Here is a 12667-nt window from a genome sequence, read left to right on the forward strand (position 1 = left end):
GGGAACCGCGCGTCACGCGCGCTTTTTCAATTCCGCCAGCATGAGGTCGGCGAACGCCTGCGCGACGCGCGGCAGCGTGCGCCCGCGCTTGACGACGAGCGCGATCGGCCGCACGAACGCGGGATCGTCGATCGGCTTCGCGACCAGATCGGGCTCGGCGCGCACCTCGCGGGCGGTCGCGGGCAGGATCGTCACCCCGAGGCCGCCGCGCACCATCGCGACGGCCGTCATCATGTAGGTCGGCTCGCACGCGATGTCGGCCGTGCAGCCGGCCGCTTCCAGCGCGGCATCGACGACGCTGCGCACGCTCGTGCCCTGCGCGGTGAGCACGAGCGGCACGCCGGCGACGTCGGCGGTGCCGACGCGACGCTTGCGCGCGAGCGGATGATCCTGCGGGCACACGGCGACGAGCCGGTCGGCGCCCACATACAGCACCTCGAGCGACGCATCGAACGTGTCGCCGCCGGTCAGCCCGAGATCGGCATCCTCGTTGCGCACGAGCGCGGTGACGAGGCTCGCGACGCCGTCGCGGATCTCGAAGCCCGCGCGCGGCACGTCGCGCCGGAACGACTGGATCAGCTCCGGCAGCATGCTCGACGCGAAGGTCGGCAGGCACGCGAGCCGCACCGTGCCGCTCGCGCCTTCGCCGAGCGCGCGCGCATCGCGCAGCACGCGCTCCATGTCGTCGAGCGAGCGTTGCAACAGCGGCAGCAACTCGCGCCCGGTCTGCGTGAGCGCGACGCTGCGGCTGTTGCGGTCGAACAGGCGCGCGCCGACGATTTCCTCGAGCCGGCGGATCTGCACGGTCAGCGCCGGCTGCGACAGGTGCAGCCGCGCGGCCGCGCGCGTGAAGTTGCCGGCGTGCGCGACGGTGACGAACGCGCGAATGTCCCGAAGATTCAGATCCATAACGATTCGTGATTGCTACGATCAAATCATTTCAATTGTGCTATCGCTGCGCCGACCTTACGCTCGTCTCCAACAAAAGACAAGGTAGGAGACACGGATGCTGCCGTTACTCGGGCTTGGCACGATCGTCGTGCTGCTGGCCGCGATTCTGTCGAAGCGGATGTCGCCGCTCGTCGCGCTGATCATCGTGCCGATCGCCGCGTCGCTGATCGGCGGCTTCGGGCTGCACACCAGCAAGTTCGTCATCGACGGGCTGAAGGGCCTCGCGCCCGTGGTCGGGATGTTCGTGTTCGCGATCCTCTATTTCGGGACGATCACCGATGCCGGCACGCTCGACCCGATCATCGACCGGATCCTGCGCGCGGTCGGCACGCGGCCGACGCGCATCGTGATGGGCACGACGCTGCTCGCGCTGCTGATCCACCTCGACGGCTCGGGCGCCGTCTGCTTTCTCGTGACGATTCCGGCCGTGCTGCCGCTGTACGACCGGCTGAAGATGGACCGGCGCGTGCTGGCCGCCGCCGTGTCGATGGCCGCGGGCATCAACTTCCTGCCGTGGACGGGGCCGATGATTCGCGCGTCCGCGTCGCTGCACCTGCCGGTGTCGGCGCTGTTCAATCCGCTGATTCCGGTGCAGGCGATCGGGCTCGTGTTCGTGTTCGGCGTCGCGTACTGGCTCGGGCGGCGCGAGGAGAAGCGGCTCGGCCTGTCGCGCGACGATGCGTCGATCCCGCTGCCCAGGCGCGAATTGACGGCCGACGAGCAGGCGCTGCGTCGGCCGCATCTGTTCTGGTTCAACCTCGTGCTGACGCTCGTCGTGCTCGGCACGATGGTCGTGATGGGCGAGAAGATTCCGCCCGCGATCATGTTCATGGTCGGGCTGTGCATCGCGCTGATGGTGAATTACCCCGACGTCGACATGCAGCGGAAGCGCATCGACGCGCATGCGCGGGCCGCGCTGATGATGGCCGGCATCCTGCTCGCGGCCGGCGTGTTCACCGGGATCATGCAGGGCAGCGGGATGCTGAAGGCGATGGCGCAGGCGGCGGTCGGCTTCGTGCCGCCGTCGATGGCCGGCCACATTCCGGTCGCGCTCGGCCTCGCGTCGATGCCGCTCAGCATGCTGTTCGATCCCGATTCGTTCTACTTCGGCGTGCTGCCCGTGATCGCCGAAGTGGCCGGGCAGCTCGGCGTGCCGGCCGTGCAGGTCGGGCAGGCCGCGCTGCTCGGCCAGATGACGACGGGGTTCCCGGTCAGCCCGCTCACGCCGGCGACGTTCCTCGTCGTCGGCCTGTGCGGGATCGAGCTCGCCGAGCACCAGAAATTCACGTTTCCGCTGTTGTTCGGCGCGTCGATCGTGATGACGATCGCCTGCGTCGTGCTCGGCGTCTTTTGATTTTGCCGGCGGCGCGCTCCGCCGGACGACGGTACGGACATGACAGCAAAGCCTTCACATGAACGGCGCGTGCGCATCGGCGCGGGCGCCGGCTACTCGGGCGACCGGATCGAGCCCGCGGTCGAGCTGGCCGAACACGGGCAACTCGACTACCTGGTCTTCGAATGCCTGGCCGAGCGCACGATCGCGATCGCGCAGCAAGCGCGACGCAACGATCCGGCGCTCGGCTACGATCCGCTGCTCGACGCGCGCATGCAGGCGGTGCTGCCGGTCGCGGCGGTCAAGCGCGTGCGCATCGTGTCGAACATGGGTGCGGCGAATCCGCGCGCGGCCGCACGGCGTACCGCGCGGATCGCGCAGTCGCTCGGCATCGCGGGGCTGAAGGTCGCGGCGGTCGAAGGCGACGACGTGCTCGACGTCGTGCTGCGCGGCGCGTTCCGTTTCGAGGAATCGGGCGACGAGGTCGCCGCGTATCGCGACCGTATCGTATCCGCGAACGCGTATCTCGGCGCCGCGCCGATCGTCGACGCGCTCGCGGCCGGCGCGGACGTCGTGCTGACCGGGCGCGTCGCCGATCCGTCGCTGTTCGCCGCGCCGCTGATCCACGCATTCGGCTGGCGGATGGACGACTGGGACCGGCTTGGGCAGGCGACCGTCGTCGGCCATCTGCTCGAATGCGCGGGGCAGGTGACGGGCGGCTATTTCGCCGATCCCGGCTACAAGGACGTGCCGAATCTGGCGCGGCTCGGCTTCCCGATCGGCGAGGTCGCGGCCGACGGCTCGGTCGTGATCACGAAGGTGCCGCACGCGGGCGGCCGCGTGAGCGCGGCGACCTGCAAGGAACAACTGCTCTACGAGATTCACGATCCGGCGCGGTATCTGCAGCCCGACGTCGTGGCCGATTTCACGCGCGTGGCGGTCGCGGAGGAGGCGACCGATCGCGTGCGTGTGACGGGCGGGCGCGGCGCCGCGCGGCCCGATACGCTGAAGGTGTCGGTCGCGTATGTCGACGGCTGGATCGGCGAAGGCCAGATCTCGTACGGCGGGCCGGGCGCGCTCGCGCGGGCGCATCTTGCGCTCGACATCGTTCGCGAGCGGCTCGCGCTGACCGGCGTCGCGGCGACCGAGTTGCGCTTCGACCTGATCGGCGTCGATGCGCTGTACGGCGACGCGACGCCGGCCGTGCGCGGCGAGCCGGCCGAGGTGCGCGTGCGGGTGGCCGGCCGCGCGGCGAACGCCGCCGAGGCCGCGCGAATCGGCAACGAAGTCGAGACACTCTATACGAACGGGCCGGCCGGCGGCGGCGGCGCGTTCAAGTCGACGCGCGAGGTGATCGCCGTGCAGTCGGTGCTGCTGCCGCGCGCGGCCGTGACGCCGTCGTTTTCATTCGTGGAGGCCTGATGCAACTGCGTGAACTCGCGCATGCGCGCACCGGCGACAAGGGCAATACGCTGAACGTGTCGGTCATCTGCCGCGATCCGCGTCATTACGATCATCTGCGCACGCACCTCGATGCGCAGGCGGTGAAGGCATGGCTCGCGGGCATCGTGCACGGCGACGTCGTGCGCTACGAGTTGCCGGCGCTCGGTGCGTTCAACTTCGTGCTGAGCGATGCGCTCGGCGGTGGCGTGACGCGCTCGCTCGCGCTCGATGCGCACGGCAAGTCGGTCAGTTCGGCGCTGCTGGCGATCGAGGTGCCGGATCCGGCGTGACGGCGGGCGTCGCGGTCGGGACGCGGCCGGGCGCGCACGGAATCGGCAGTTCGCGACGCTCGTGCGCGTGCTCGATGCGCGCGCCGGCGATGTGCGCAGGCACGAGGCGATGACGTGATGGGCAACGATGCAGGGCGCGTCGTCGTCGGCAACGAGCGGTTGCCATTCTTTTCCGCCCCGGACGACGTGTGAAGGATCGACGGGGACCCGCCGATTCTGCAACAATCCGCCGCACACCCATCCGACCTGATCTCGTCATGACTGCCCAGAACCCGACCATACGTCTCAAGCCGCTCTTGGCTTCGCTTGCCGCCCTTGGTGCCCTCGCGGGACTCACGGCGCTCGCCGCACCGTCGCCCGTTCATGCCGCCGAGCCGGCCCAGCCCGACCGTCAACTGAAAACCTTCATCCGCGACACGTACGGCAACTGGCGCGCGAGCCGCAAGGGCTGGCAGTCGGACGGCGACGATTTCATCCATTCGCCGTGCGGCGTGCTGCGCGTGGCGACCGCGGACGGCCCGCGCACGCTGCTCGCGATGTGCGGCGAGACCGAGGCGGCGGTGCAGAACGGGATGCCGGGCATGGATTCGGACGCGACGCCGGGCGCGATCGACCTGTACGTGCTGAAGCCTTCGCCGGACGGCAGGACGCTCGAGCCGGTCGCGAAGAAAACGGAGATCGCCTCGGGCGGGCGCGGCGAACCGGGCACGGTGCGCATCGAGCGGCTCGGGCCGCACCTGTTCGGGTTCGTCATCGGCGAAAGCGACACGCGGCAAGGCTATACGCAACGCTTCCGTTCTATCTGGCTGCCGGTCGGTAATGCGCTGGTGCATGCGGCGGCACGCATCGACGAGGCGCTCGACAACGCGGAGTCGACGGAATGCGCGAACGCCCGCGCGCGCTGCGAGGAACGCCGCTTCGAGATCGCGCCGGACACCGCCGGCACGGGCGACGTCTATCCGCTGACGGTCACGGAAACGGGTACGCGCGGCGACAAGGCCATCCATGCACGCTACACGGTGAAGTTCGACGCCGCGCGCGGCCGCTACGTCGTGCCCAAGGCGTTGCGCGACGGGTACTGATCCTTCGCGCGGAAACGGGCGGCATTGCACCGCCCGCGCATTCACACGTACAGGTAGCGCACCAGGTGGAAGAACACCGGCGCGGCGAAGCAGATCGAATCGACGCGGTCGAGCATGCCGCCGTGGCCGGCGATCATCGAGCCCCAGTCCTTCGTGCCGAGCGAGCGCTTGACGGCCGACAGCACGAGCCCGCCGACGAAGCCCGCGATCACGATCGCGAGCGAGATCCCGAACGCCGCGCCGAAGCCGAACGGCGTCACGCGATACAGCGACGCGCCGCACAGCGTGGCGAGCAGCCCGCCGCCGATGAAGCCCTCGACCGTCTTCGACGGCGACAACTGCGGCGCGATCTTGCGGCGTCCGAACAGTTTGCCGACGACGTATTGCAGCACGTCGCTGATCTGCACGACGAACAGGAAGAAGAACAGCAGCAGCGCGTTCTGCCCCGCGTAGCGCGGGATGTCGAGGATCAGCACGGCCGGCGCGTGGCTCAGCCCGTACACGCACACCATCAGCGCCCAGTTGATCTTCGCGTTGCGGCTCAGGAAGTCGCGCGTGTCCTGCGTGAGCGCCGACACGAGCGACATCGCGAAGAACAGGTGCACGGGCACGAAGATCGAGTACATCCCGTACCAGTTGATGCCGAGCAGCAGGTACTGCACGGGAATCGCGATGAAGAACGCGATGAAGAGCGTCGTATGGTCGCTCGCGGTGGTCGGCGTGAGCGTGATGAACTCGCGCAGCGTCAGGTACGACAGCAGCGCGAACACCAGGTACGTGACGTTGTTGCCGAGGCCGATCGCGACGGCCATGATCGCGATCATCGCCCACCATGCGCGGATGCGCTGGTTCAGGTTGACGATGGTCGGGCTCGCGCCGCCGCTGCGCGCGCCGAGGATCGCGCCGATCACGGTCGCGACGACGAGCACGCCCGTGACGCCCGCGACCAGTTCCCAGAAGAGGGTTCGCATGGTTGGTATCCGGAAAAGGGAGAAGGGGGGCGCGCTCAGCCGGCCGGCCGCTGCGGCGGCGCGAGCGCGACGACCGCGTCGCGCATGCGGGCGAGGAACGTCGGCTTGTCTTCCTGCGCGGCGAGCGCTTCGTTCGCGCCGAAATGCACCTTGCAGATCAGCGGGACGGGCCAGATCGCGCCCTTCGGCATGATGCGCTGCAGGTTCTCGAGGTAGACGGGCGCGAGCGCGACGTCGGGGAATTCGGTCGCGAGATGGAACAGCCCGCTCTTGAACGGCTGCGGCAGCACGTCGGCGCCGCGCGTGCCTTCCGGGAAGATGATGATCGAGTGGCCCTGCCGCAGCGCGTCGCGCACCGGCTCCAGCGGGTCGCCGCCCGATTCGCGATGACGGTCGATCAGCACGACGTTCAGCAGCTTCTGCGCGATGTGACGCTTCAGGTCGCTGCTGTCCCAGTAGTCGCGCGCGGCGACCGGCCGCACGACCGCGCGCACGTCGCGCGGCAGCGCGGCGAGGATCGCGAGCGTGTCGATGTGGCTCGTATGGTTCGAGAAATAGATCTTCTGCGTCGGGGACGGTGGCGCCTGATGCCAGACTGGATACGCGCCGGCGACGAGCCGCACGATGGACAGCAGGAAATCGCGCTGCCAGACGTTGAGGATGTTCATCGGCGCGCGGCCTCCTGCGTGCATGCCCGGCCCGCCGCGCACGCGCGGTGGGCGGAACCCCGGAATGCCGGCGCGGCAGGATGCGCGCCGGACGGCTCTTGTTTAAATTTTTTCAAAGTTCGTGGCTGCCTGTCGCAGGTCCGCGATAATCGGACGATTCGCCGTCGCACGCTGGTGCGTCGCGGCGAATGCGCCGGTCGGCGGCGTGATAATCGGCTGTTGCACGAGTGCCCGTCTGCAGTTCGAATGGATCTCGCTGCGATCGGGCCAGCGGATTATCGCGAGTTTCGCCGAAAAACGCCAGATTGGCGCCACGCGGGCGGGCCGGGCCGCATGCTTGACGCATCGGGGCGGCTCGGCGACGATGAGGGCCGTTCAATCCAGGCCGACGAAGGCCGTTTCGCCGCCCGGGGCATGGCGGCGGGAAACGTATCCAACCGTGCCGCGCGAATAATACGAATACGAAACGATGAGCCTCTACGCACTCAAACCCAAATTCCAGAACCGTCTGCGCCCGTTCGCGAATTCGCTCGCCGAACGTGGCGTCACGGCCAACCAGGTCACGCTGTTCGCGGCCGGCGGCTCGATCGTCGTCGGCGCGCTCGCCGGTCTCGGCGTGTTCGCCCGCGCGCTGTTCCTGCTGATTCCGCTGTGGCTGTTCGCGCGGATGGCGCTCAACGCGATCGACGGGATGCTCGCGCGCGAGCACGGGCAGAAGAGCACGCTCGGCGCTTACCTGAACGAGCTGGGCGACATCGTGTCCGACGTCGCGCTCGTGCTGCCGTTCCTCGCCATTCCCGCGTTCGCGCCGGCGGACGTCTGGCTGTTCGCGCTGACGGCGGTGATCGTCGAATGCGCGGGGCTGATCGGCCCGCTCGTCGGCGCGACGCGCCGCTACGACGGCCCGTTCGGCAAGAGCGACCGGGCGCTGGCCCTCGGCGCGTTCGCGCTGTGGATCGGCCTCGGCTTGCCGGTCGGCGGCGCCGCCGCGTGGCTGTGGCGGCTGCTGATCGTGCTGTCGATCGTGACGGCGGTGCGGCGCGTGCAGGCCGGGATCGCCGAAGCGGGCGGCTGATCGGCCGCCGACGCGGGGCGGGACCGGCGCCGGAGGGCGGCGCCGCATGATTCGAATAACGAAACGAGAGAGATCGCATGAACGCACGCACGGCCCGCGAGGCCGACTTCATCACGCACGACGGCGCGACGCTGTTCTACCGCCACTGGCCCGCGACGGGCGCACGCTGCCGCGGCGCGATCGTGCTGCTGCATCGCGGGCACGAACATTCGGCGCGCGTCGCGCACCTCGTCGACGAGCTCGACCTGCCGGATTTCGCCTTTTTTGCGTGGGACGCACGCGGCCACGGCCGCTCGCCGGGCGCGCGCGGCTACAGCCCGAGCGCGGCCGCGTCGGTGCGCGACCTGCAGACCTTCGTCGAGCATATCCGCGACACGCACGGTATCGCGATCGAGGAGATGGCGATCGTCGGCCAGAGCGTCGGCGCGGTGCTCGCGGCGACCTGGGTGCACGACTACGCGCCGCCGATCCGCGCGCTGGTCGTCGCGTCGCCGGCATTCCACATCAAGCTCTACGTGCCGTTCGCGCGGCCGGGGCTGCGGCTGATGCACAAGCTGCGCGGGCTGTTCTACGTGAACAGCTACGTGAAGCCGAAATTCCTCACGCACGATCCCGAACGGATCGCGAGCTACGCGTCCGATCCGCTGATCACGCGGCCGATCGCGGTCAACATGCTGCTCGACCTGCACGATACCGCGCGGCGGATCGTCGCCGACGCGGCCGCGATCACCGTACCGACGCAGTTGCTGATCTCGGGCGCCGACTGGGTCGTGCATCGCGGCCCGCAGGACCGCTTCTTCGAACGGCTCGGCTCGGCGCGCAAGGAGCGCATCGTGCTGCCGGGCTTCTACCACGACACGCTCGGCGAGCGCGATCGGGCCCAGGCGCTCGCGCCGCTGCGCGCGTTCGTGCTGCGCGAGTTCGATGCGCCGAGCCCGCGCGTGTCGCTCGCCGATGCCGACCGGCGCGGCGCGTTCCACGACGAATACGCGGCGCTCGGCCGGCCGCCGGCCAACGTGTTCGCCCGGGCGTACTGGGCGCTCACGCGCGCCGGGCTGAAAGCCGGCGGCGCGCTGTCGGACGGCATCGCGCTCGGCTTGCGACTCGGCTTCGATTCGGGCTCGACGCTCGACTACGTGTACCGCAACCGCGCGCAGGGGCGGTTCGGCATCGGCGCGCTGATCGACCGCACGTATCTCGATTCGCCGGGCTGGGTCGGCATCCGCCAGCGCAAGGTGCATCTGCAGGAGCTGATCGGCACGGCGATCGGCCGGCTGCGCGCGCACGGCACGCCGGTGCGGATCGTCGACATCGCGGCCGGTCACGGGCGCTACGTGCTCGACGCGATCGCGATGGCCGCCGAGCGCGACGGCGCGGCGCCCGACGACATCACGCTGCGCGACTACAGCCCGCCGAACGTCGAGGCTGGGCGCGTGCTGATCGCGCAGCGCGGCCTCGAGCCGATCGCGCGCTTCGAGCGCGGCGACGCGTTCGACGAGGCGTCGCTCGCGACGCTCGAGCCGCGGCCGACGCTGGCGATCGTGTCGGGCCTGTACGAGCTGTTCGGCGAGAACGCGCTGATCGAGCGCTCGCTGCGCGGGCTCGCGCAGGCCGTGCCGCCGGGCGGCTATCTCGTCTACACGGGGCAGCCGTGGCATCCGCAGCTCGAATTTATCGCGCGCGCGCTGAACAATCACCGCGGCGAGTCGACGTGGGTGATGCGCCGCCGTTCGCAGGCCGAAATGGACGAGCTCGTCGCGCGGGCCGGCTTCCGCAAGCTCGACCAGCGGATCGACGAGATGGGCATCTTCACGGTCAGTCTCGCGCAGCGGGTCGACGCGTCATGAGCGCGCTCGGCGGCGGCGCGGGCGCGGGTGCGGGCGGCGGGCTGGCCGAGCCGGCGGCCGGCGCGCGCGGCGCGTCGTTCGCGCTGCGTTTCGGCTGGCTCGCGGCGATGGGCGCCGTGTTCTTCTCGACGTACGGCTTCGCGAACTGGCTCGCCGCGCGACGCGCCGCGGTGCCGACGTTCGCGTTCGGCTGGGAGCATGCGATCCCGTTCGTGCCGTGGACGATCGTGCCGTACTGGTCGATCGACCTGCTGTATGCGCTGTCGTTCTTCTTCTGGACGCGCCGCGACGATCTGCTCGATCACGTGAAACGGCTGCTGACGGTGCAACTGGTGTCGGTCGCATGCTTCATCGCGTGGCCGCTGCGCTTCGGCTTCGAGCGGCCCGACGCGGGCGGCGTGGCCGGCGCGCTGTTCACGCTGCTGATGGGCTTCGACAAGCCGTTCAACCAGGCGCCGTCGCTGCATATCGGGTTGCTCGTCGTGCTGTGGGCCGTCTATGCGAAGCACCTGCGCGGCACGTTCGCGCGCGGCGTGCTGCACCTGTGGTTCGCGGTGATCGGCGTGTCGGTGCTGACGACCTACCAGCATCACGCGATCGACGTGCCGACCGGGGCGGCCGTCGGCTGTCTCGCGCTGTTCCTGTTTCCGCTGCGCGATGCCGCGGGCCGGTGGCCGGGCGCCGATGCATCGCCGAGCCAGGCCGGCCGCGCGCTCGCGCGCCGCTATGCGTTCGGCGCCGCGCTGGTCGCATGCGCGGCGCTGGCCTGCGTGCCGCGTGCGCCGGCCGGGGCGCTGGCGGCGGGGTGGGTCGCGCTGGCGCTCGCCTGCGTTGCGTGGGCTTACCGGCGCGGCGCGCCCGGCGCGTTCCAGAAGGACGCGCACGGGCGGTTTCCGGTCTTCATCGGCGCGCTGCTCGCGCCGACGATCGCCGGCGCGTTCGTCAATTCGCGGCTGTGGACGTTCCGCCAGCCGGCGCCGGTGCGGATCGACGAACGCGTGTCGATCGGCCGGACGCCGACGACGCGCGACATCCGGCGCCACGGCTTCTCCGCGCTGGTCGACCTGACTGCCGAGATGCCGCGCTGGGCGACGGCCGACGCATCGCTCGCGTATGCGTGCGTGCCGCAGCTCGACCTCGTCGCGCCGACGGCGGCGCAGCTCGCGCAGGCCGTAGCGGCGCTCGAGCGCCTGCACGGCGAAGGGCGCGACGTGCTGGTCTGCTGTGCGCTCGGCTACGGGCGCAGCGTGCTGTGCGCGGCCGCGTGGCTCGCCGCGCGGCGCGGGTTCACCGATGCGCGCGAGGCGCTGGCCGCGGTGCGCGCGGTTCGGCCGCGCGCGGTTTGGTCGGATGACGGCGTGGCCGTGCTGCAGCAGTGGATCGATCGCCGGTGCGACGCGGGGCGCGTGTGATGCGCGATCCGTCCGCGCCGTTCAGGATCGCCGCCGCGCGCGGCGCGCTCGATGCGGGTGCATGGGCGCTCGCGGCCGCGCTGGCCGCGGCCGGCGCGGGCGGGTGGATCGCGGCGGGCTGGGCGCCCGCGACGCTCGCCCGGGTACTGCTGGCCGTCGTCAGCACGGGATCGGGGATCGCGGCGCTGTGGTACGCGGTGCGCATCGAGATCGATCGGCGGCTGTTTGCCGCGCTGGCGCGGGCGGCGCAAGGCGACGGGGCGGTCGACGACGGGCTCGCGGCGCTCGACCGTGCGCTCGCCGATCTGGGCTGGATCGACGCGGCGAAGGCCGGACGCACGCTCGACGCACGCGTGCGCGGCGCGGTCGGGCTGTGCCGGGCCGCGGTGCTCGTGGCGATCGTGCAGTGGCTCGTCGTCGGGCTCGCGATCGCGGTGTCGCCGATCGGTTAGGGCCAGCGCAAGCGCGCTATCGGCGGGAACGGCCCGTCCGGCGCATGCGACGCGTCATGCTTGCGCGGAGCGCCGCGATCGCGTGCGCTTGGCCTCGTACATCGCGTGGTCCGCGTGCTCGATCAGCGCATTCATGTCGGTGCCGTCGTCCGGCAGCACCGCGATGCCGACGCTGACGCCGAGCTGCAGCGCATGCCCGTCGAATTCGAACGGCTCGCCCACCCGCCGCGCGAGCCGCGTGCTTTGCGCATGGGCATCGTCGCGGGTGCCGATATTCGGCAGGATCACCGCGAATTCGTCGCCGCCGATGCGCGCGACCGTATCCGAGCGTCGCACCGCGGCCTGCATCCGCGTGGCGACCTCGCGCAGCGCGGCGTCGCCCGCGCGGTGGCCGAACCCGTCGTTGATCGGCTTCAGCCCGTCCATGTCGATGTTGAGAATGCCGAGCCGGCCGCTTGCGCGCAGCGCCGAATGCATCGACTGGCGCAGGCGGTCGTAGAACAGCGCGCGGTTCGGCAGGCCCGTGAGCGCGTCGTGGGTCGCGCGCAGGTAGAGCTCGTTCGCTTCGTTGCGCGCCGCGTGGAACATCGCGGCGGCGATCAGGTCGGCCATCAGCCGCAGGGTGGCCGAGTCGGCCGGCGAGAAGCCGTCGACGTCCGGCGACATCACCTTCAGCACGCCGACCGTCGTGTCGGCATGCGCGAGCGGCATCACGAGCATCGAGCGCAGGCCGACCCGGCGGCACGCATCGCGATCGACGCGCGGGTCGGTTTCGGAATCGATGCAGTGCAGCAACTCGCCTTGCTGCACGCACAGCCCCGACAGGCTGCCCGAGCGCCGCAACCGCAGGCCGAGCATGCCGGCGGCCGTGCCGGACGCGGCGCGGTACACCATGTCGTCGCCTTCGGCGAATTCGACCGCGGCGGCGCTCGCGCCGGTGAGCTGCGGCATCTGTTCGGCCACGTACGCGATCACGCTGCCGAGGTCCATGCCGAGTTTCGCGATTTCGGCTTGTGCCGCGATGATGCGCAGCAACGTGTCGGCGGACGGGGTGGCGGAGTCGGCGGTTTGATTCAAGTCAGTTTTCCATGAAGAAAGTACGTCGCGCGACACGTACTTGCGGTAGCATACGCGCCGCCTGCG

12 protein-coding genes are annotated in these 12667 nt (G+C 70.4%); 8 read left to right on the forward strand and 4 right to left on the reverse strand.

Translation table 11 applies throughout. From position 1 onward, the window contains the following. Window positions 1-12: 12 nt before the first annotated feature. Window positions 13-909 carry a LysR family transcriptional regulator gene (locus tag CFB35_RS06635; RefSeq protein WP_060011698.1) on the reverse strand — a complete coding sequence of 299 codons (897 nt, stop codon included), beginning with the start codon at window positions 907-909 and terminating at the stop codon, window positions 13-15. Between the two features lie 97 nt (window positions 910-1006). Between CFB35_RS06635 and CFB35_RS06640 the strand changes: the two genes are divergently transcribed. The 4 genes from CFB35_RS06640 (at window position 1007) to CFB35_RS06655 (ending at window position 5099) form a co-directional block, all read left to right on the forward strand. Beyond that, window positions 1007-2305: a CitMHS family transporter gene (locus CFB35_RS06640; protein ID WP_059640911.1), complete on the forward strand. Its 1299-nt coding sequence runs from the start codon at window positions 1007-1009 to the stop codon at window positions 2303-2305. Window positions 2306-2344: 39 nt separating this feature from the next. After that, complete coding sequence (locus tag CFB35_RS06645; protein WP_089464705.1) at window positions 2345-3706, forward strand: acyclic terpene utilization AtuA family protein; 1362 nt, start codon at window positions 2345-2347, stop codon at window positions 3704-3706. Continuing rightward, window positions 3706-4017: a hypothetical protein gene (locus CFB35_RS06650; protein WP_059573802.1), complete on the forward strand. Its 312-nt coding sequence runs from the start codon at window positions 3706-3708 to the stop codon at window positions 4015-4017. Before CFB35_RS06645 ends, CFB35_RS06650 begins: the two co-directional genes overlap by 1 nt. A 257-nt stretch (window positions 4018-4274) precedes the next feature. After that, a complete protein-coding gene (locus tag CFB35_RS06655; protein WP_059573801.1) occupies window positions 4275-5099 on the forward strand; it encodes a hypothetical protein in 825 nt (274 codons plus the stop codon). Window positions 5100-5140: 41 nt separating this feature from the next. On the opposite strand, the gene CFB35_RS06660 is transcribed toward CFB35_RS06655, so the two are convergent. Both CFB35_RS06660 and CFB35_RS06665 read right to left on the reverse strand, forming a co-directional pair. Then, complete coding sequence (locus CFB35_RS06660) at window positions 5141-6070, reverse strand: phosphatidate cytidylyltransferase (protein ID WP_059573800.1); 930 nt, start codon at window positions 6068-6070, stop codon at window positions 5141-5143. A gap of 35 nt (window positions 6071-6105) precedes the next feature. Next, window positions 6106-6738 carry a lysophospholipid acyltransferase family protein gene (locus CFB35_RS06665; RefSeq protein WP_089464970.1) on the reverse strand — a complete coding sequence of 211 codons (633 nt, stop codon included), beginning with the start codon at window positions 6736-6738 and terminating at the stop codon, window positions 6106-6108. Between the two features lie 469 nt (window positions 6739-7207). Between CFB35_RS06665 and CFB35_RS06675 the strand changes: the two genes are divergently transcribed. The 4 genes from CFB35_RS06675 (at window position 7208) to CFB35_RS06690 (ending at window position 11524) form a co-directional block, all read left to right on the forward strand. After that, complete coding sequence (locus tag CFB35_RS06675) at window positions 7208-7813, forward strand: CDP-alcohol phosphatidyltransferase family protein (RefSeq protein ID WP_059573799.1); 606 nt, start codon at window positions 7208-7210, stop codon at window positions 7811-7813. Window positions 7814-7890: 77 nt separating this feature from the next. After that, the gene (locus CFB35_RS06680; RefSeq protein WP_089464706.1) at window positions 7891-9660 is read left to right on the forward strand and encodes a bifunctional alpha/beta hydrolase/class I SAM-dependent methyltransferase; all 1770 of its coding nucleotides are present in this window, start codon (window positions 7891-7893) and stop codon (window positions 9658-9660) included. Continuing rightward, the gene (locus CFB35_RS06685; RefSeq protein WP_089464707.1) at window positions 9657-11072 is read left to right on the forward strand and encodes a phosphatase PAP2/dual specificity phosphatase family protein; all 1416 of its coding nucleotides are present in this window, start codon (window positions 9657-9659) and stop codon (window positions 11070-11072) included. The genes CFB35_RS06680 and CFB35_RS06685 overlap by 4 nt, the downstream gene beginning before the upstream one ends. Then, on the forward strand, window positions 11072-11524 hold the full coding sequence (locus CFB35_RS06690) for a hypothetical protein (protein ID WP_059573796.1): 453 nt from the start codon (window positions 11072-11074) through the stop codon (window positions 11522-11524). The genes CFB35_RS06685 and CFB35_RS06690 overlap by 1 nt, the downstream gene beginning before the upstream one ends. Before the next feature lie 54 nt (window positions 11525-11578). Here CFB35_RS06690 and CFB35_RS06695 read toward each other — a convergent pair whose 3' ends face one another. After that, entirely contained in the window at window positions 11579-12601 is a 1023-nt protein-coding gene (locus CFB35_RS06695) for a sensor domain-containing diguanylate cyclase (protein WP_060011712.1), read from the reverse strand. Between the last annotated feature and the right edge of the window lie 66 nt (window positions 12602-12667).

Origin of the sequence: Burkholderia sp. AU16482 (genome assembly GCF_002223285.1) — a bacterium.
Taxonomy (GTDB): Bacteria; Pseudomonadota; Gammaproteobacteria; order Burkholderiales; family Burkholderiaceae; genus Burkholderia; species Burkholderia semiarida.